The organism is Halogranum roseipondis (assembly GCF_059695585.1).
On the sequence record NZ_CM185235.1, the window covers coordinates 1,479,278 to 1,497,446 of the forward strand.

Annotated in this window: 23 protein-coding genes and 2 tRNA genes; 10 read left to right on the forward strand and 15 right to left on the reverse strand. The window is 66.9% G+C overall.

All coding sequences use genetic code 11. The annotated features are described in order from the left end of the window. The first annotated feature begins 29 nt into the window (after window positions 1-29). Window positions 30-719 carry a TOBE domain-containing protein gene (locus EOHIBHHM_RS07925; RefSeq protein ID WP_497256262.1) on the forward strand — a complete coding sequence of 230 codons (690 nt, stop codon included), beginning with the start codon at window positions 30-32 and terminating at the stop codon, window positions 717-719. Between the two features lie 18 nt (window positions 720-737). Here the strand turns inward: EOHIBHHM_RS07925 and EOHIBHHM_RS07930 are convergent, their stop codons facing one another. The 3 genes from EOHIBHHM_RS07930 to EOHIBHHM_RS07940 all read right to left on the reverse strand — a co-directional run bounded on the left by EOHIBHHM_RS07930 (window position 738) and on the right by EOHIBHHM_RS07940 (window position 3,307). Continuing rightward, window positions 738-1,595: a dihydrodipicolinate synthase family protein gene (locus EOHIBHHM_RS07930; RefSeq protein ID WP_497256264.1), complete on the reverse strand. Its 858-nt coding sequence runs from the start codon at window positions 1,593-1,595 to the stop codon at window positions 738-740. Window positions 1,596-1,940: 345 nt separating this feature from the next. Next, the gene (locus EOHIBHHM_RS07935) at window positions 1,941-2,597 is read right to left on the reverse strand and encodes a potassium channel family protein (RefSeq protein WP_497256266.1); all 657 of its coding nucleotides are present in this window, start codon (window positions 2,595-2,597) and stop codon (window positions 1,941-1,943) included. A gap of 68 nt (window positions 2,598-2,665) precedes the next feature. Then, a complete protein-coding gene (locus EOHIBHHM_RS07940) occupies window positions 2,666-3,307 on the reverse strand; it encodes a DUF2238 domain-containing protein (RefSeq protein WP_497256268.1) in 642 nt (213 codons plus the stop codon). A 133-nt stretch (window positions 3,308-3,440) separates the two neighbouring features. Between EOHIBHHM_RS07940 and EOHIBHHM_RS07945 the strand changes: the two genes are divergently transcribed. Next, window positions 3,441-4,052: a metal-dependent hydrolase gene (locus EOHIBHHM_RS07945; protein ID WP_497256270.1), complete on the forward strand. Its 612-nt coding sequence runs from the start codon at window positions 3,441-3,443 to the stop codon at window positions 4,050-4,052. A gap of 71 nt (window positions 4,053-4,123) precedes the next feature. Here EOHIBHHM_RS07945 and EOHIBHHM_RS07950 read toward each other — a convergent pair whose 3' ends face one another. The 4 genes from EOHIBHHM_RS07950 to EOHIBHHM_RS07965 form a co-directional block, all read right to left on the reverse strand. Next, on the reverse strand, window positions 4,124-5,593 hold the full coding sequence (locus EOHIBHHM_RS07950) for a sugar porter family MFS transporter (protein WP_497256272.1): 1,470 nt from the start codon (window positions 5,591-5,593) through the stop codon (window positions 4,124-4,126). Window positions 5,594-5,864: 271 nt separating this feature from the next. Further along, window positions 5,865-6,092, reverse strand: a complete 228-nt coding sequence (locus EOHIBHHM_RS07955; protein WP_497256274.1) for a YgaP family membrane protein — start codon at window positions 6,090-6,092, stop codon at window positions 5,865-5,867. A gap of 89 nt (window positions 6,093-6,181) precedes the next feature. Beyond that, window positions 6,182-7,195, reverse strand: coding sequence for a DUF7972 family membrane protein (locus tag EOHIBHHM_RS07960; protein ID WP_497256276.1), 1,014 nt, complete (start codon window positions 7,193-7,195; stop codon window positions 6,182-6,184). After that, window positions 7,188-7,385 carry a DUF4177 domain-containing protein gene (locus EOHIBHHM_RS07965; RefSeq protein WP_497256278.1) on the reverse strand — a complete coding sequence of 66 codons (198 nt, stop codon included), beginning with the start codon at window positions 7,383-7,385 and terminating at the stop codon, window positions 7,188-7,190. Before EOHIBHHM_RS07965 ends, EOHIBHHM_RS07960 begins: the two co-directional genes overlap by 8 nt. Before the next feature lie 105 nt (window positions 7,386-7,490). Here EOHIBHHM_RS07965 and EOHIBHHM_RS07970 point away from each other — a divergent pair, with 105 nt between their 5' ends. Continuing rightward, entirely contained in the window at window positions 7,491-7,886 is a 396-nt protein-coding gene (locus EOHIBHHM_RS07970) for a hypothetical protein (RefSeq protein ID WP_497256280.1), read from the forward strand. Window positions 7,887-7,977: 91 nt separating this feature from the next. Here the strand turns inward: EOHIBHHM_RS07970 and EOHIBHHM_RS07975 are convergent. Continuing rightward, window positions 7,978-8,049, reverse strand: a tRNA-Thr gene (locus EOHIBHHM_RS07975). A 170-nt stretch (window positions 8,050-8,219) separates the two neighbouring features. Next, window positions 8,220-8,879 carry a DUF7114 family protein gene (locus EOHIBHHM_RS07980; protein ID WP_497256282.1) on the reverse strand — a complete coding sequence of 220 codons (660 nt, stop codon included), beginning with the start codon at window positions 8,877-8,879 and terminating at the stop codon, window positions 8,220-8,222. 60 nt (window positions 8,880-8,939) lie between these two features. Between EOHIBHHM_RS07980 and EOHIBHHM_RS07985 the strand changes: the two genes are divergently transcribed. Continuing rightward, window positions 8,940-9,638, forward strand: coding sequence for an enoyl-CoA hydratase/isomerase family protein (locus EOHIBHHM_RS07985; protein WP_497256284.1), 699 nt, complete (start codon window positions 8,940-8,942; stop codon window positions 9,636-9,638). 14 nt (window positions 9,639-9,652) lie between these two features. On the opposite strand, the gene EOHIBHHM_RS07990 is transcribed toward EOHIBHHM_RS07985, so the two are convergent. Then, on the reverse strand, window positions 9,653-10,486 hold the full coding sequence (locus EOHIBHHM_RS07990; protein WP_497256286.1) for an NAD+ synthase: 834 nt from the start codon (window positions 10,484-10,486) through the stop codon (window positions 9,653-9,655). Between the two features lie 121 nt (window positions 10,487-10,607). Between EOHIBHHM_RS07990 and EOHIBHHM_RS07995 the strand changes: the two genes are divergently transcribed. The 4 genes from EOHIBHHM_RS07995 to EOHIBHHM_RS08010 all read left to right on the forward strand — a co-directional run bounded on the left by EOHIBHHM_RS07995 (window position 10,608) and on the right by EOHIBHHM_RS08010 (window position 12,215). Continuing rightward, a tRNA-Gly gene (locus EOHIBHHM_RS07995) sits at window positions 10,608-10,678 on the forward strand. Between the two features lie 254 nt (window positions 10,679-10,932). Then, on the forward strand, window positions 10,933-11,151 hold the full coding sequence (locus EOHIBHHM_RS08000) for a hypothetical protein (protein ID WP_497256288.1): 219 nt from the start codon (window positions 10,933-10,935) through the stop codon (window positions 11,149-11,151). An 80-nt stretch (window positions 11,152-11,231) separates the two neighbouring features. Beyond that, window positions 11,232-11,621: a secondary thiamine-phosphate synthase enzyme YjbQ gene (locus tag EOHIBHHM_RS08005; RefSeq protein WP_497256290.1), complete on the forward strand. Its 390-nt coding sequence runs from the start codon at window positions 11,232-11,234 to the stop codon at window positions 11,619-11,621. 45 nt (window positions 11,622-11,666) lie between these two features. Further along, window positions 11,667-12,215 carry a hypothetical protein gene (locus EOHIBHHM_RS08010; RefSeq protein WP_497256292.1) on the forward strand — a complete coding sequence of 183 codons (549 nt, stop codon included), beginning with the start codon at window positions 11,667-11,669 and terminating at the stop codon, window positions 12,213-12,215. Window positions 12,216-12,220: 5 nt separating this feature from the next. Here EOHIBHHM_RS08010 and EOHIBHHM_RS08015 read toward each other — a convergent pair whose 3' ends face one another. The 4 genes from EOHIBHHM_RS08015 to EOHIBHHM_RS08030 form a co-directional block, all read right to left on the reverse strand. Further along, complete coding sequence (locus EOHIBHHM_RS08015; RefSeq protein WP_497256294.1) at window positions 12,221-12,817, reverse strand: hypothetical protein; 597 nt, start codon at window positions 12,815-12,817, stop codon at window positions 12,221-12,223. A 38-nt stretch (window positions 12,818-12,855) separates the two neighbouring features. Beyond that, entirely contained in the window at window positions 12,856-13,584 is a 729-nt protein-coding gene (locus tag EOHIBHHM_RS08020; RefSeq protein WP_497256296.1) for an Nmad3 family putative nucleotide modification protein, read from the reverse strand. A gap of 54 nt (window positions 13,585-13,638) precedes the next feature. After that, window positions 13,639-13,953, reverse strand: coding sequence for a zinc ribbon domain-containing protein (locus EOHIBHHM_RS08025; protein WP_497256298.1), 315 nt, complete (start codon window positions 13,951-13,953; stop codon window positions 13,639-13,641). Between the two features lie 151 nt (window positions 13,954-14,104). After that, window positions 14,105-15,025 (reverse strand): acyltransferase, encoded by a 921-nt coding sequence (locus tag EOHIBHHM_RS08030; RefSeq protein WP_497256300.1) that lies wholly within the window; start codon window positions 15,023-15,025, stop codon window positions 14,105-14,107. Between the two features lie 178 nt (window positions 15,026-15,203). Here EOHIBHHM_RS08030 and EOHIBHHM_RS08035 point away from each other — a divergent pair, with 178 nt between their 5' ends. Both EOHIBHHM_RS08035 and EOHIBHHM_RS08040 read left to right on the forward strand, forming a co-directional pair. Further along, complete coding sequence (locus tag EOHIBHHM_RS08035; protein ID WP_497256302.1) at window positions 15,204-16,262, forward strand: aldo/keto reductase; 1,059 nt, start codon at window positions 15,204-15,206, stop codon at window positions 16,260-16,262. Then, window positions 16,263-16,451 (forward strand): hypothetical protein, encoded by a 189-nt coding sequence (locus EOHIBHHM_RS08040; RefSeq protein WP_497256304.1) that lies wholly within the window; start codon window positions 16,263-16,265, stop codon window positions 16,449-16,451. It abuts the gene before it with no gap. On the opposite strand, the gene EOHIBHHM_RS08045 is transcribed toward EOHIBHHM_RS08040, so the two are convergent. Continuing rightward, window positions 16,452-18,014 (reverse strand): outer membrane protein assembly factor BamB family protein, encoded by a 1,563-nt coding sequence (locus EOHIBHHM_RS08045; protein ID WP_497256306.1) that lies wholly within the window; start codon window positions 18,012-18,014, stop codon window positions 16,452-16,454. Window positions 18,015-18,169: the final 155 nt, after the last annotated feature.

Below are 18,169 nucleotides of genomic sequence, written 5' to 3' on the forward strand. Positions count from 1 at the left end.
TTTTGGTCGCTCCACCCGCCGTCTGCACCATGGACGCTGGGGTCGAAGCACAGTTGCACGCGGACGACGTGTCGTTCGGAGCCGACGACGCGGCCCTCCTGCGGGCGATCGCCACCCACGGGTCGGTCAGCGCCGCAGCGACCGAACTGGGTCGCTCGCGGTCGCGAGCCCTGACGCGGCTCGAGCGACTGGAGTCGGCGTTCGGGTCGCTGGTCGACCGTCGACGCGGCGGATCGGGCGGGGGCGGAAGCCAGTTGACGGACGACGGCGACGACCTGCTGGCGCGGTTCGACCGCCTCCGGACGGCGCTGGCGGGGACCGCGGGCGTCGACGAGACGGTGTTCGAGGGCGAGGTGATCGAACGGACGGGCGAGCTCGCGCTCGTCGAGACGGCGGCCGGGACGCTCCGCGCGCTGGTCGACGAGGACGCGACGGCGGGGTCGACGGTGCAGGTGAGCGTCCGCGCCGACGCGGTGACGCTCCACGCCCCCGACGAGGCCCCCTCTGGCGGCGCGACGAGCGCCCGCAACCGACTCGCGGGGACCGTCGTCGGACTGGACGCCGGGGCGGCCGTCGTGCGCGTCGCACTCGACGTCGAGACGGCGTCGCCGCTGGCGGCGCTGGTGACCGTCGACAGCGTCGACCGCCTCGGACTCGCCGTCGGCGACGACGTCGTCGCCTCGTTCAAGGCGACGGCGACGCGGGCGACGACGGTGTGAGCGGTCGGTGGACCGTCCTCAGAGCTCGGCGACGAGCGACTCGAGTTCGTCGAGCGCCGCGTCGTCGACCGGTCGGTGTGGGCTTCGCGCGTAGCCCGCCGGTGCGCCGCGGGCCCGCATCGCCGCCTTCAGCCCCGAGATGCCGAACCGCGTGGTGACGGCGCGGTTCAACTCGACGAGGTCGGCGCTCAATCCGCGTGCGCCCTGCCGGTCGCCCTCGCGATGTCGGTCGTACACTTCGACCGTCGCCTCGGGGGCGACGTTCGCGAGCGCGAGCACGCCGCCGGCCGCCCCGGCGTCGAGGGCGCTGGCGAGCACGCCGCCGCTGCCGACGAGGAGGTCGAACTCGTCGTCGACGCGGTGGTGGGTACGGACGAACGCCTCGACGTCGCCGCTGGAGTCTTTCATCCCGTGGACGTTCTCGTGGGCGGCGAGTCGCCCGGCGACGTCGGGATCGAGCGCGACGTGAGTGAACATGGGGACGCTGTAGAGGTAGACGGGGATCTCCGACTCGTCGGCGACGCGCTCGTAGTACGCCTCCAGCGCGGCGTCGTCGTGCGGGAAGTAGAACGGGGTGACGACGAGCGCCGCGTCGGCGCCGGCCTCGGCGGCCCGCGCCGTCTGCTGGAGCGTCTCGCGGAGGCCGGGGTGGCCCGTCCCGGCGAGCACCGGGACCGAGGCCTCCTCGACGACGATCTCGACGACGCGAGCGCGCTCCTCGGTCGTCATCAACTCTGCCTCGCTGGTCGACCCACAGGGGACGAGGAAGTCGACGCCGCGCGCTTCGACCCAGTGGACGAGCTCTCGTAGGGCGTCGTCGTCGACGTCGCCTGTCTCGGTGAACGGAGTGACGAGCGGTGGACCGATGCCGTGCATGGTCGACACACACACTCCTGTGAAAAGTAGCTTCCGTCCGTCGGTCGGACGTCTGACGCGGATTTAAGAGGAACCCAGAAGACGCCTCAGGTGGGCGCGCGTTGACGGCCTCAGTTCCCATCCTCTCACCCTGCGCGCCCGGGCACACCCCCCCACCCGTTCGACATCTGGCCGGCACGTCAGCCCCGTCCGTTCCCCCGAGACGGTCTGTCGTGTCGGTCTCTCCCTCTCACTCACTCTCCACTGCCCAGAGTCCGCAGAAGCTCGTCGATTCCTCCACGAGAATCGACTCCTCGGGAGTAGCCGACGAGCATCAGGCTTCGGTCGGCGACGACACTGTCGCTCTCAGTCTCCGAGTAGCGTCTTCCGCACCGTCTCGACGGTGTCCCGTTCGACGAGGAGCGCGACCTGGTCGCCCGCCTCGATCTGCGTGCCGGGGAGCGGGATCGTCATCGGTTCGCGACCTCGGCCGTGGGCGTAGATGCGCGCCGTCTGTGGGAGATCGACGTCGTTGACGCGCTGGCCGACGACCGGCGATCCGTCGGGGATCGTCACCGTCGAGAGCTGGAGTCGCTCGGTGAGGTCACCGATGGCGTTGAAGTTCCCGCCGAGGAGGGCGGTTTTCGCCCCTGCCGCGCCGAGTCGCTCGGGGTAGATAATCTCGTCGACGTCCTCGGCGTACTGCTCGTAGATCTCCTTGCGGTAGTCCTCGTCGATGCGGAGCACCGACCGACAGCCGTGCTCCTTGCCGATCATGCAGGCCGCGAAGTTGACGTTGGGGTCGCCGGTCAGTCCGCCGATGGCGTCGGCGTCGTCGAGCCCCGCCTTCTGTAGGACCGACTCGTTGCTGCCGTCGCCTTCGACGACCTCGAACCCGGCTTTCCGCGCCCGCTCGACCTTGTCACGGTCGTTCTCGACGAGGACGACCTCGTGGCCCTCCTCCGTGAGGATGCGGGCGGTGCGTGCACCCACGCGTCCGTAGCCAACGATAACGAATCGCATGGCCCACCATACGTCACCCGACACAAAAAGGTAGGTCCCGAGCGACGTCGTCGACCGTCGGCGAGTGGTCACTGGAGTTCGTCCGACGACCCGCCGGCGAGACGAGCGGTGAGCGTGTCGACGACCGACCGGAGCGTCGTCGTCCCGAACAGGGCGACGAGGATCGCACCGACGAGATCGAAGACGAGGTCGACGATCGTGTCCTCGAGGCTGTACTGGACGAGCACGGCGTCGACGCCGACAGCGTCGCTCAGCTCGTGAACGGCGAACTCCAGCACCTCCCAGAGCACACCGAGCGCGAGCGTGAAGAGGAGCACGTAGACGAACAGGAACCGGGGCGGGAAGGCGACCGCGTCGGTGTGTTCGTCGATCGCCCGTGCCGTCGCGTAGCCGACGCCGGCGACGATGGTCGCCGAGAGGGTGTGGGTCAGATGGTCCCACCACCAGACGGTGCCGTACAGCCCCAACATGCCGACGGTGTGGAGGAGGACGGCGGTCGTGATCCACAGCGTCAGGCCTGCATCGAGGGGGAGATCCCAGTCGCGCTCGAGGACGGCCGGGAGGAACGTCACGGCCAGCGCCAACACGGCGTTGACGACGACGGCGACGTTTCGGGTCCACAGCCCCACGAGGAGGATGCCACCGATCGCGGCCTGCATACTGCGGGTCGCTGCCCGCGTCGTCCACGGCGAGAGACGGCGGAGGACCATACCGTCCCTATCGGGTGGGGAGACTAAGTGCCCGTCGGGCGTTTCCGGCCGACGCTCGCCTCCGGCCGCCCGCGGACCTGTGTCACCGACTGACACGACAGTCATATGTAACCCGCTCGCCTAGCCGGCATCGATGATGGCCACCACGCACGCCCTCGCTGGGGTCGTGCTCGGCACACTCGTGTTTCTCGTCGCGCCCGACGTCGGAACCGTCCCGGTCGCCGCCGCGGCACTCGGCGGACTGTTCCCGGACTTCGACCTGTATGCAGGTCACCGAAAGACGCTGCACTTCCCCGTGTACTTCTCGCTTGTGGCGGTGCCGGCGACCGTCCTCGCGTTCGCGGTGCCGACTGTCGCCTCGCTGTCGCTCGCGCTGTTCCTGCTCGCGGCGGCGACCCACTCCGTGATGGACGCCTTCGGCGGCGGCCTCGAACTGAAACCGTGGGAGGCGACGTCCGAGCGGGCCGTCTACGACCACTTCCGCGGCCGGTGGCTCCCGCCGAAGCGGTGGATCCGGTACGACGGTGCACCCGAGGATCTGCTGCTCGCCGCCGTCTTCGCCGTCCCGCCGATCGTCGTCTTCGATGGCCCGGTCGAGATCGGAGTCGGCGTCGCCCTCGCCGTGTCGGCGACGTACGTGCTGCTCCGGAAACCGCTCGTCGTCGTCGCCGAACGACTCGTCGCCGCGCTGCCGACGACGGTGCTCGGCTACGTCCCCGACCGCTTCATCGAGGACTTCAGCTAAAGACGTCGATCTCGGCTAAAAAGTCGATCGCGGTCGCGTCTTCGTTCGTCTCTGTTCTCTGCCCTCTCGTCTCAGTCGTCGTCGTTCGACGACCCGCTTCCGCTCCCGAACGCGCCGCCGGTCGTCTCGTCTCCGAGTGCACTCTGCCGGAGGTCGGCCTCGATGTCCTCCAGCGAGCGCCCCTTCGTCTCGGGGACGAGATAGTACGTGAACACCAGTGCGGCGACGCTCAGCCCCGCGTAGAGCCAGAACGTCCACGACTGTCCCAGCACGTCGATCAGCTGGAGGAACGTCAGTGCGACGAGCAGGTTCGCCGCCCAGTTGACGACGGTGACGACGCCCATCGCCGTCCCACGGACCTTCAGCGGGTAGATCTCGGAGATCATCAGCCAGAACACCGGCCCGAGCCCGATGGCGAAGAACGCCACGTAGAACATCAGACTCGCGAGGGCGACCCAGCCGACGACGCCCGAGAGCCCCGGCAGGAAGAACGCCACGCCGAGGGCGATCAGCGTCAGCGACATGCCGGCCAGTCCGGTGAGAAGCAGCGGACGGCGACCCAGACGGTCCATCAGGAGGACGGCGACGACCGTCATCCCGACGTTGACGACGCCGATGCCGACCGTCGCGAGGATGGACGCGGAGTTGTTGAAGCCAGTCGACTCCAAGATGGTCGGCGCGTAGTAGATGACGGTGTTGATACCGGTCACCTGCTGGAACGCGGCGAGGCCGACGCCGACGACGAGCGCCGGACGGAGCCACGACTTCGTGAGATCCGACAGCCCCGTTCCGGACTGCTTGCGGGCTGTCTCTTTGATCTCGTCGATCTCGTCGCCGATCTGCTGCTCGCTGCGCGTCCGTGAGAGGACGCTCCGCGCCTCCTGTTCACGCCCCTTTTCGACGAGCCACCGCGGGCTCTCGGGCATCCACAGCATCGCGACGCCCAGGATCAGCGCGGGCACCATCCCGGCACCGAGCATCCAGCGCCACCCGGCCGCACCGAGGACGTCCTGTGCGAGCGCGAGGATCGGCCCGTCGGCGAACGCGTAGTTGACGAAGTAGGAGACGAGAATCCCCATCGTCACCGCCAGTTGGTTGAGCGAGACGAGCGACCCCCGGATCTTCGGCGGCGAGATCTCGGAGATGTACAGCGGGCCGACCATCGACGCGAAGCCGATGGCGACGCCGTCGACGATGCGCCCGACGATGAGTATCTCGACGGTCGGTGCGACGGCCATGATGAACGACCCGACGAAGAACACCGCTGCCCCCACTAGGATGAGTCGTCGTCGTCCGATCCGATCCGCGAGACGCCCGCCGACGGCCGCGCCGAAGACGGCGCCGACGAGTGCGCCGCTGACGACGACGCTCTCGACGAACGACGACATCGTGAACGTCTCTTGGATGTACAGGAACGCGCCGGAGATGACTCCCGTATCGAAGCCGAACAGGAGTCCGTTCAGCGCCGCCAGCGCGGCAGCCACGTAGATGAACGTGTCGCTTGCCCCGCCCGCGGGCTGGCTCGTATGTTCGTTTGACATAGGTTATCTGTCGTTACTCGTTTCTGGATGAATATTTACAAAGGCGTCGGTTATTTTGAAATAAACTACCGTTATCGTAGTCACTCGTCATATCTAGCGGCTATCACCTACCCCACCCGACGTCGCCGTTCGCCGCCGTAGCGCTCTCACGTGGGCGATCTCGACATGGGCCGCGTTCTCGACGCAGGAGGCCGATGCCGTCCGTCGATAGTGGTCGACGCTCGGTTCCTCGACCCGCGAAAAAGGGACGGGACGGGTCGCCGCCGCCGACTCAATCGAGCGAGCAGGCGTCGTCGGTCGTGTCGACACCGAACAGCGCGTTCCCACCGCAGAACCCCGTTACGGCGTTCTGGAGCAGTCCCGCGCCGGCGACTGCCGCTGTCACGGCCGTCAGTCGCTGGTCGTCGAGATAGGCGGCGACCGCGACCACGACCAGCCAGATTCCGAGGACGCCTCTGAGCACTCTGTCGGCACCGCCGACGTTCTTGGACGGGACCATGTCTCGAACTCGTGTCGGATACACTAAGTAAGTGTGGGTCGAGCTACCGATCCGCTTTCGTTCGCGACCGACTCCGACGACACTCGCGCTCAGCTGAGGATGAGCGGTCCGACGGTCAGCGTCTGCTTCGCGAGCGTCGCGAGTCGGAGCACGTAGGCGATGAACACCAGGAAGGGAGTGATCGAGACGACGAAGGCGGCGCTGACCACCCACAGCACCGTCTCGAGACCGAGGACGGTTCCGGTGAACGTCCCCGCGTCGACGAAGACGACCATGCCACCGGCGACGACCAGCGCCGGAACTGACGTGTACAGAATCCCACGCGAGAGCTTGACCAGTGCCCACTGGATGTACAGCACCTTGATGTACTCGCGGACGGGACCGAACATCGTCACCGCCTCGAGCATCTCCCTGAACGCTCTCCGTTCCCCGCGGTCGAGGTCGTCGTCGTATCGTTCGCCGAGCTGCCGAATGTCGTTCATCTTCTTCGCGTAGTTGAAGTCTAACCCCGGCGAGACGACGGTGAACGTGCCGAAGTCGGCGTCGTCCAGCTCACCGTACACCGTCTCAGCGTTGTCACGCAGGTCCTCGACGTACGCGTCGACCCGTTCACGGAGGACCTCGTTGCTGTTCTCAGAGACTGCGTCACGAAGGCTGACTGCTCGCTCTTCGGTCCGCTCGATGAGCTTCCGCAGCAGTGTCGCCGGCTCGGACGGCGTCGTCGTTCCCAGTAACTCGTCGGTGTTCTGGTAGAAGTCCATCGTCGTATCCATCCGACTCCGTTGAGTGCCGAGCGACCCGATCTCCTGAGAGAGTACGAGCTGGTTGATCGACACCACGAGCGTCGTACTGGTGATGATCGCGCCGACCAGCCCCGAGAACACGGTCTCGACCATGTCGCTCGTCTCCATCGCCGTCCGCAGGAGCGTCGGTTTGAGGATCCCGAACAGCATGAACGTCCCGAACACGGCGAGTCCCAATCCAGCGACGACGACCCTGCGGTCGACGCTCAGGAGGAGCCAGAACAGCGTCTGGTTCACTTCCGTCCGCTCACGGAGTCGACTGGGTGCGGAGAGGTCGCTGTTCTCCGTCCGGTCACTCATCGGCGACCCGGCGTTTCAAGATCAGCAGCTTCGTCCCCCCTTTGTCGTAGTCGAGCGGTCCGACGAGCTCCCACCCCTCGGCTCCGAGTCGGTTGAGCTCGTCGGTCGGGTCGACGACCTCCCGCTTGGTGAGCCCCTTCGGCGGTTCGATCGTCTTGTACTCCCACGTCGGTCGGTCTTCGGGCGACATGTCCACACTATCGGCTATCTCACACTTAAGAGACGTTACCGACCGACGGCGCGTCGTCGCTCGCGACGCCAGAACCGTTTTTCGCGACGCCCGTGTGGAGTGTTCATGGACCACTCTCTCGGTAGACGGCTGTCGGTGGCGCTCGCCGTCGTCTGTGCGGTCTCACTCGGTGGCTGTCTCACGGTCGGCCCGACGGTCACCGCCGACGTCGACAACTCGACCGTCTTCGAACGTCTCTCACCCACCGAGTCGTGGGCCGCTTCGGGGATTCGGGTGGAGGCGACGCTTCGATCGACTCCCGAGGCGTCGAACGTCACCACCATCACCGTCGTCCGCGAGGACGGACGGACGTTCCAGTCGACGACCGTCGACCCCGGACAGTCGACGGTCGTCTTCGCCGTTCCTGCCGGACAGAACGTCACGCTCGTCGCGAGCAACAGCGTCAACTCGACGCTGATCGAGAATCTCACCGTCCGGACTGGTGGGACGCGGATTCCGTAACACTGCGGGACGGAGCTGTGGACGTCGGGTGACGACAGAAGAGGTGACGTTTCTCCGGATTCAGGTTCTCGAGAGAGAAGACGAGATGAAGAGCCTAGGCCGGGATTTGAACCCGGGCTCTCGTCCTTACCAAGGACGCGCTTTACCGCTAAGCTACCCAGGCGCGTCGGGCGTTATTCCCGCGTACCGCCTTCTGCATCCAAACGTACTGCAGTACCGTATATATATGTGGTGAAACGCGTCTCGGATGCCGTGCGGTGGCGTACCACGATACCGTCTCGTAGCGGCTATACTCGGCGGGAGAGGGCGGAGAACGGCGGTCGGCGACGGCCGCTATCGGTCGGTCGCCGAGGAGGTGACTCGGTCGTCGCCGGAGAGCGAGGCGATCTGTTCGGCGGTGGTCTCCGGGAGCGCTACCGTCGCGGGCGGGAGATCGCCGTCGTGTTCGTGTGCGAGACTCGCGACGTACTCCAACAGCGCAGACGGTGCTTCGGTGCCGACGGCGGTCGTCCCGGCGACGACGGCGAGTTCGAACACGTCGGCTTCGAGGTTCCGGTCGTCGCCCTCGGCGGGACGTTGTGCAGTCATCTGGCGCGTCTGGTCGCGGCCGAACGCCCGGACCGTCTCGACGGCGCGACCGGCGGCCTCGGTCCGTGCCAGGAGATAGAACCCACGGGAGACCAGCACGTCGGCGGCGAGGATGTCGAGGTCGGCGTCGATGTCGCTGTTCGCCTCACCGACCCACGGCTCGTCGTGGGCCAGCGTCCGCGTCAGTCGGAGTCCCTCGTAGATCAACTGCACTCCGGCGGCCCGCTCGGCGATCCCGTCGAGGTCGACCCCCGAGTCGAGCGCCCGAGCGCTCGTGAGGACGAGCACGCCGGGCGACATGGAGGCGTCGACCAACCGGTCGTCGAGCGCCTCGTGTAACTGGGGGGGTTCGATATCGACGAGTGCCTCGCGCGCGGCATCACGGACCCGCACGGCGTCTTCCATTGACCCGCTCTAGCGACGGCAAGGGCAAAGACCTTTGGAAAGCCAGCGACAGGTGGCTCCATGATTCACACGACAGATGCGGGGTCGCTCCGGGTCGTCACCGTCGACCGTCCGTCCCGACGCAACGCACTCCGACCCGCCGACCTCGACGACCTCGAAGCCGCCGTCGCCGACACCGACGCAGCCGTCGTCTACCTCCACGGCGCCGGCGACGCCTTCTGTGCGGGGGCGGATCTCGACGTCGTCGCCGACCTCGAGGATCCGGCGGCGTTCGCGCGTCACGGCCAGCGCGTCGCCGACGCCATCGAGACCGCCGAGAGCGTCGTCGTCGCCGGCGTCGACGGGGCCGCCCGCGGCGGTGGGGTGGAGCTCGCACTCGCCTGCGACCTCCGGGTCGCGACGCCCGAAGCGACGTTCGCCGAACCCGGCGTCCAGTTCGGGCTGTTCGGCGCCTGGGGTGGCACCGTCCGCCTCCCGCGGGTGCTCCGCGAGGGCGACGCCTTGGACTTCGCGCTCTCGGGTCGCGTCGTCGACGCCGCCGAGGCGAAGCGGATCGGTCTCGTCTCGCGCGTCGTCGACGACCCCCGCGGGGTCGCCGAAGAAGTCGCCGCCAACGAACCCGACGCGCTCGCCGTCGTCAAAGCGCGGCTGCGCGACGACGCGACTCGGGAGCAGCAGGAGCGCGCCGAGGCCGCGGCGTTCGACCGGCTGGTACGCGCCCACGCCGCGGACATCGCGGCCGACCGCGAGAAGGAGTGAACCGGCCGGTCCGTCTACAGGTCGAGTGCGGCGGGTGCGGGCGGCATGTGACGCTTGTGTTCGCTTCTCTCGACGAGTTCGACGACGCGGGCGATCTGTTCTTCGGTGACGTCGAGACACCGGACGGTCGCGGCGGTCGAGAGGGGTCCGTCGACGTGCAGCGCGAGGACGGCGTCGAGCGTGTCGTACGTGAGCCCCATCTCCTCCTCGTCGGTCTGCCCCAGCCACATCTCGGCGGAGGGCGTCTTCGTCACGAGATCCGCGGGGACGCCGACGTGGTCGGCGAGTTGGCGGACCTGCTGTTTGTAGAGGTTACCGATCGGGTTGCAGTCGACCGCCTGATCGCCGTACTTCGTGAAGTAGCCCGTCATCGCCTCGCTGCGGTTGCCGGTGCCGAGGACGAGCCGATTCTCGTGGTTGGCGACGAAGTAGTTGAGGACGCCGCGGACGCGGACGCGGACGTTGCCGGCGGCCATCTGGTCGTCCGCCCCTTCCGGGTAGGCGTCGAAGAACGACTCCACGAGAGGGTTGATCTCGACGACGTCGTACTCGATCCCGAGCTCCCGGGCGACGCGTTCGGCGTCGCTCATGTTGTCCTCCGTGTTGACCTCGCTGGGTAACACGAGTCCGTGGAGACCGTCCTCGCCCAGCGCCTCTACCGCCAGATAGGCGGTGAGCGTGCTGTCGATGCCGCCGGAGAGACCGAGCACCGCACCCTCGGCTCCCGCGGTCTCGACGGTCTCGCGGATGAACGTCGTGACGTGCTCGCGAGTCGCTTCGAGTTCGGTCTCCGAGAGTCGGAGGTCGAGCGGAGCCGTGTCGGAAAGAACGGAGCTCTCGTTGCTCATCGAGCAGTCGTACGGAACCAGGGGACTAATAGCCACCCTCCAGCCCGCGTTCGGTGGACGCACGTCCAGTACGCAAAAACGCCAACGTTCAAGTGGGGTCGCACAGTAGTCCCGTGTGCGAGCGCCGTTGGTCCAGTGGTAGGACAGTGGCTTCCCAAGCCACTAGCCCGGGTTCAATTCCCGGACGGCGCATTTCTGCCGAACGGAGTGAGGCGAGACCGCCAACGGGAATTGAATCAGAGAGCGAACAGCGTGAGCGACCGTGGTTCAATTCCCGGACGGCGCATTCTCCGAACAGCGCAGTTCTCCGTCCACTCCTCTCTCACACGTCGACCGGTTCGTCGTGCTCTTCGCCGTTCGTCTCCAAAATCACCGCGAGAGCTTCACGATTCGAATACTGCTCAATTCAGGAGGTGGTGTGCGAAATTATATCGTGCTCTGTGTCGATGGTACTGACAACCATGCTCGGTGGTGAACTCGCGAGAGAGAGACGAGAGGTGGTGACCGACGACCGAACGGCGGGGGTCGACGAACTGTCGACTTGCCCGCTCTGTGGACTGGCACACGGTGAACGCACGGACCTCCGCGTCCACCTGATGACGACCCACAGCAAGAGCGACCTGACCGAGGAACTCCTCCGAGCGTACGAGGAGTTCCTGGCCTGATCTGACGACTCTACGCTCGGACTCTGATCTTTCGACCGGCTCACGGCCATTCTTTTCCCCGCTCGCCGCCTCTCCCCGGTATGAGCACCTCCGACCTCACCGTCGAGACGGAGCGACGCCTCTGTGTCGTCGACGTCACCGACCGCGTCGCGGACGCGATCCCGGCCGACGCCGGCGGTCTCTGTACCGTCTTCGTCCGACACACCACCGCGGGCGTCTGTCTCCAGGAGAACGAGGGTCGCCTCGTCGACGACATCGAACGGTTCCTCTCGGAGACCGTCGCCGACGAGGGGTGGGCCCACGACGAACTCGACGGCAACGCCGACTCGCATCTCCGAGCACTCCTCGTCGGCAACAGCGTCACGGTCCCCGTCTCCGACGGCGAACTCGACCTCGGGACGTGGCAGTCGCTCCTGTTCGTCGAGTGCGACGGGCCGCGGACGCGACGGCTCTCCGTTCGCGTCGTCTGAGCCGACGACCACACTTATCAACGCGCTGTCCGAACGGGAGACGAGATGGTTCCGCTTCAGGCACAGAACACGGTACACCCCCTCCTCCGACTCGTCGGCCCGTTCGTCGTCGCGCTCGTCGCGTTCGCCGTCCTCTACGGCCTCGGCCGTCTCCTCGCCCCTCGGCTGGTCGCTGCCGTCGCACGTCGGCAGGGCGTCGACGACGCGACCGTCTCGCTGCTCGTCGACCTCGCTCGCGTGGTCGTCGCGCTCGTCGCCGGGTTACTCGCGTTCGGCGTCGCCGGCTTCGGCGCGCTCACGTCGCTCCCACTTCTCGTGACTGCGGTCGGCGTCGCGACGGGTTACGTACTCCAGCGACACTATCTCGCGACGCACGGGCGACCGACAACCGACGACTTGACCGTCGCGCTCCTCGCGCTCGCTGTGACGCTGCTCGCGCTGGGCGTCATCCAACTGAGCGTCGGCGGGGCGCTCGTCTCGTTGCTCGTCGGCACTGTCGCTGGCGTGGTCGTCGGTGGGCTGCTCGCGGCGGTGGTCGGCGGGCTGTTCGCCGGCGGATCGGCGTCGTCGGTCGCCGTCGCGGACCGCGAGTAGCCGACTCACTGAACCACGTAACCGTCCTCCTCCAGCGCACGTCGAACTCGCTCGTCGAGTCGTCGCTGGAGATCAGCCGGGAGCCGGTCGATGCTCGCGTCCTGATCCGACAGTTCGATCTCGGTGGTCTCTCCCTGTTCGACGAAACGGTACCGTCGACCGTACCGTTCGCCGTTGTTGCCGAAGACGACGACGTGGAGGTACGGTTCGTGGGCGATGGTCCCCGAATCGTACTCCGTCCAACTGCCGATGGGGTGGATCGTCAGCGTCGCGAACTCCGAGAGGTTCGTCGCGTAGCGATGCAGCACGAGCGCCGCCTCCAGGTCACGGCGGTCCCACTCGGTTCGCTCGCCAGTCGTCACGTTCTCACCGACGACGCGTTCGGGCGTGATCTCGACGACCTCCCACTCGGTGATGTGGGCCGACTCGACGTCGCGGTCGGCGTCCTTGATCCGGTCGCCGACCTTCACGCCGAAGTACACCGGTCGCCCCGGTCGCCACTCGATGTAGAGCTCGTCGGGTAGCTCGCGCACCAGCGTCTCCTGACCCTGAATCGTCCGGTGTGCGACGTTCGTCGATCGGTCTCTCCCTGCTGCGGACATAGCTAGACAGTAGCGCGCAAGGGGAATAACACCGTCTGTCACCCGAGCGAACAGTTCGGCCACCGCTCGACGACGTCGCGAAGCTCTGCCGTCGCGTCGGCGTCGTACCACAGTCGTCGTCGCCACCACGGTCCCTTCCCCGAGTCGTTTGACAACGCCGTGACGAGGTGATTCGCCGTCGCCCCGGCGTCGGGACTCGACAGCGGAACCGCGTACTCGTAGAGGCGAGAGGAGTCGTCGCCCTCGACTAACACCTTCGCGTCGACGGGGTCGCGCTTCACGTGGGCGTTGTTGTCGAAGGCTGCCCGTTCGTCCGCCGAGAGCGTCGCGTAGGTCTCGCCGGTGATCGCGCGGGCGACGCGGAACTCGCCGACGAGATACGCCCCCCAGTCGGGTGCGATCCAGTCAGCTGCCTCCTCGGGGTCGCCGTGGAACGTCAGCGTCGCGTAGAACAGCAGGAAGTCGCCGGCTTCGAGTTCGGACAGCGGCCCGGCTTTGACGCCGTGGTCGTCGCCGTAGCTGTAGCGTTCGCAGGTCGGATACTCGGCGAACTCCGGGTCGAGGTGGACGGGCGTGTCGCGGACGCCCTCCGGGAGGTCGACGTCGACCGCGAGGTCGCCGTAGGTCGGCACCGGCCGCCGTGTCGGCTGTTCCTCGGGGATGGGGAGATACTCGAACCGACCGTCCGGATAGACGGGGCCACGGACGCCGGGGAGGTTGGTGTTCGCGCCGACGTTGATGGCGATGCTGCGCGGGCGTCGTGACATGCGAGTCGCTACGTCCACCGGGGTAAAAACGTCGTCTCTCGCGCTACGTGGTGGTCACGCCAACCGTCCGGCACAGTTCCAGCAGAACGTGTACGCGGCGTCGGGTTCGTTCTCCTCGCCGCAGTGGGGGCAGTGCCGCTCGCTCAGCGTCGACACCGACTGCGGGTTGACCCAGAGGCCCGTGGAGGCGTCGGTCCGCACGCGGTCGCGTCGACCGGAGTCGTCGACGGCGTCGCCGTCGCCGTTCGGTCGGGCCTGTGGGGTCGTCCGCTCGAACGGCTCTTCCCGCGTCCACAGGTACCGGTAGACGAGTACCTGGAAGACCACGAGGGCCACCGCGTAGAGGAAGATCCAGGCCAGCCAGTCCATACCGTGCACTATGTTGTCAAGGGACTTTGTTGCTTCGGTCGTTCCATTTATATACCGTGTGCTAACGGTTGGACGCCGGGAGACGCGTCGCTACGCGAGGGAGCGTGACAGAGCGAGAGAGCTGACACGAACGGAGAAACCGACTGCCGTCTCAGGGTCGCTTGTGTGGCTTGATGGGACCGCCGACGTCGCGCTGGAACTCGTCGAAGACGTCGAGGTCCTCGGGGAGTTCGTAGGGGAGCTCGCGTTCGTCCTGATGGTTCTCGAGTCTTCCGTCGTCGATCGCCTCGGCCTCGTCTTCGAAGCCGGGTTTGATCTTCACGCTCTTCGCCGGCGCGCCGACGACGATGTGGTGGGCGGGAACGTCGCCCTGGACGTTCGCTCGCGACCCGACGATGGAGTTCTCGCCGACGTGAGTCCCGGCACGGATCACCGCGTCGTACGTGATGCGGACGTCGTCTTCGACGACCGTGTGGAAGTTCCGGACCTCGGTCTGATCGACGACGTCGTGGTCGTGCGTGTAGAGGTGCGCGTCGTCGGAGATCGACACCCGGTCACCGATGGTCAGCTTACCGCGGTCGTCGAGGTGGACGTCGTCGTGGATGACGGTGTTGTCGCCGACGCTGATGTTGTGTCCGTAGGAGAAACTGACGCCCTTGAAGATGCGGAGGTTGTCGCCCGCCTCCTCGAAGAGGTGGTTGGCGAGCATCTGGCGGAACCGAAGCGCGAACTCGACGTTGTCGGCCATCGGCGTCGCGTCGAACTGCCGCCACAGCCACTGGAGATGCTTCGATCGCCGATACGTCTCTTCGTCCTTCTCGGCGTAGTACTCCGACTCGAGCGTCGAGTTACAGGGGTCGTACCCCTGGAGTCGGACGCGCTCGGCGGGCGTGACCTCCTCGCCCGCCTGCCAGCGTTCGTAGGCGTCGCGGTCGCCGAAGAGGTCGACGAGCGTGTCCTGCACGACTTCACATGTGCTCTCGTCGGAAGAGAGACGTTCGTCGACCGTTTCGAGGAACGCCTGCAGGCCGGACTCGGCCTCTACCGGCAGGGAGACGTGTCGCTTGGTCATGACACCTCGTTCGGCGGGACCGTTCAAATGGATTCGGGTGTGTGAAAAGCACGTCAGACCCCGCTGCAGGCGTGTGGTTCTCTCGCACTCGGCGCGGTCGCAGTCGATCCCGTTCGACGGGCGAAGACGACTCGGTCGAACCGGTCCGGCTAAGTGCGCCGCACCCCATCACCCGCGTATGCACTACCGCACTCTCGGTGACTCCGGCGTCGAAGTGAGCGAAGTCGGGTTCGGTGCGTGGGTCGTCGGAACCGACTGGTGGGGAGACCGCAGCGACGAGGAGACCATCGAGATGGTCCAACTCGCGCTCGATCAGGGCATCACCTACTTCGACACGGGTGACGTCTACGGTCACGGCGAGAGCGAGAAACTGCTCGCCCGCGCGCTCGGCGAGCACCGCGACGAGATCACGCTCGGGACGAAGATCGGCTACGACTTCTACAACAACCCGCAGGCCGGTCACGGCGAGATCCCGAAGAACCTCGACCCCGACTGGATCCGCACCTGCGTCGAGCGCAGCCTCGACCGACTCGACACGGACCACGTCGAGTACCTCCAACTGCACAACGCCAACGCCGACGAGGTGACGCCCAACGTGCTGGAGACGCTCGAACAGTTGCGAGAGGAGGGCGTCGTCGACGCGCTCGGCTGGGCGATGGGTCCCTCCATCGGCTGGCTCGCCGAACACGAACGCGCCGTCGACCTCGAGTTCGACGGCCTCCAGACCGTGTTCAACGTCTTCGAGCAAACGCCCGGTCGACACGCTCTCGACCGTATCGAGCAGACGGGCGCGGACACCTCGGTTATCGCCCGTGTCCCGCACTCCTCGGGGCTCCTGAACGAGCACGTCCGCCCCGACACCGAACTCGAAGACGGCGACCACCGCGGCTTCCGCCCCGACGCGTGGTACGAGACGGGCTGGGAGAAACTCGAGACGCTACGCTTCCTCGAACGTGACGGCGAGCGCACGATGGGACAGGCCGCCATCCAGTGGCTGCTCAGCCACGACGCCGTCGCCTCCGTCACGCCGACGTTCTACACCGCCGACGACATCCGCGAGTGGGCCGCCGCCTCCGAGACGCCGCCGCTCTCCGACGAGGAGGTCGAGCGCGTCGAAGAATTGTATCAGACGAACTTCGGCGTCGACCGCGACGACGGGATGGACAGCCTCCGCTCGTCGGTCGGCGGCGACGACATCCGGAACGCCGGCGTCGACAAGCAGGCCGCCGACGACTAGATGGACCGCACGCTCCGTCGACTGCTCGGCGCGTTCGCCGCCGTCACGCTCGTCGTCCACCTCGCCTTGGCGACGCTGCTCGTCGCACACGCCCGCTACACCGGCCGCGACGACGGCGCGAAGTGGGCGCTGGCGACGCTCTTCGGTGGGCTGTTCGGCGTCGCTGGCTACGTCCGCGCCGACGACTGACTACTCCCCGTTTCGCGTCCCGAGCCACCAGCCGACGCCAGCGCCGAACGCCGAGACGGCCGCACCGACCCCGACCCCGGGGAGAAAGCCTCCGCCCTCACCTCTCTCGCTCGTGAGGTCGCTTCGTCGCTGGACACTGCTGTCTCGCGGGGCGTAGTCCTGTCCGTCGGTGACGCCGTCGCCGTCGCTATCCTCGGTCGGTGGCCGTGGTGTGGGCGTCTCTTCGGTAGCGCGACAACCCGTTGTATCCTTGCTAACTGACTCGCCAACGAGCGCGTGAACCAGTCCCTCGTCGTCGCCGACGAAGACCACGCCGTCGACGACCACGGGTGACGTCTCGACGGAGCCAGTCAGTTGGTGTGACCAATCGAGTGATCCGTTAGCTGCGTCGACGGCGAAGACGTTGCCCTGCCTGCTTCCGACGTAGACGACGGCGTCGTCTCCCGTATCGACGACCGTCGGAGAGAGGGAGAGCCACGCCCCACCGTCGAACGTCCACTGCCGTGTTCCTGTGTCTACGTCGAGTGCGTACAGGTTCCCGTCGGTCACGGCGACGTAGACGGATCCATCGGCGATAGCCGGTGAGGCCCGCACTTCGACCTGCTTCTCTTCACTCCGGGCGTTCGGTAGCTCGACCGCCCAGCGCTCGCTTCCGTCTCGCGGATTGAGCGCGTGGACGGTTGCGGCGTGGGTTCCGACGAAGACAGAGCCGTTGCCGACGGCGGGGTTGGTCGCCCGCCCGATGTCGGCGTGCCAGCGGCGTTCACCGGTGGTCGCGTCAAACGCACTGAATCCGTGCTTCCCACCGCCATAGACGAGATCACCGTACGCGGCGAGCGACCCGTACATCGAACCGTCGAGTGCGGTGTCCCAGCGAACCGTCCCGTCAGCACCGTCGAGCGCGAACAGTCGGGCGTCGTCCGCTTCTCGGTCGTCGTTGCTGTCGTCGTTCGGTTCGTCGATGCTGTCTCTGACGACGAACAGCGCCGGCCCGTTGGAGCCGTCGTCGGTGACGAGCACCGAGGTCCAGAGCCGTGCGTCGAACTGTTTCGACCACAGCTCCCGGCCGCTCTCGGAACCGAGCGCGTAGACGTGTGCGTCGTCGCTCGTGAACAGCCGGTCGCCGACGACGGTCGGTGCGCCAGGAGAGTGCTCCAACCGCGTCCGCCACACCGTCTCACCCGTCGCGGCGTCGAGTGCGCGAAGACCGTCGCTCGAACTACCTACGTAGAGATGTCCCTCGACGAGTGCTATCGGTGTGAGCCCGTTTCCGTCGAGGCTGGCACACCACCACGGCGAGACAGCCTCACCCGGACCGCGCTCGTCGGGGTCGTAGCCCGTCCGCGCGGGGTCGACACCGAACGTCGGATAGTCACCGACGGATGTCGGCGGCGTCGCCGTGGGAGTCGTCGGAGTCGCGTTCGTCGGGGTCGTCTCGTTTGCCGACGGCGCCGGTGTCGTCGTCGACGCCTGGCTCGCTCGCACGGTCTCTGCGCCGGTCAGCGCAGCTCCGAAGAGAGCGAGAACTGTACGACGGGAGTAGTTCGAGTCGCGGGAGGGCACGACTCTCCGGTGGTCGACGCCGCAAAAAAGTCGTTCGGATGCCCTCCTCTCTACTCAGGCCAGGAAGACGTGTCGCGGGCGGTCCGCGAGCACGTCACAACCCACCTTTTTCTGCGTCGGGTTCGCTCGCTCCGCTCGCGAACCACTCCTTGAAA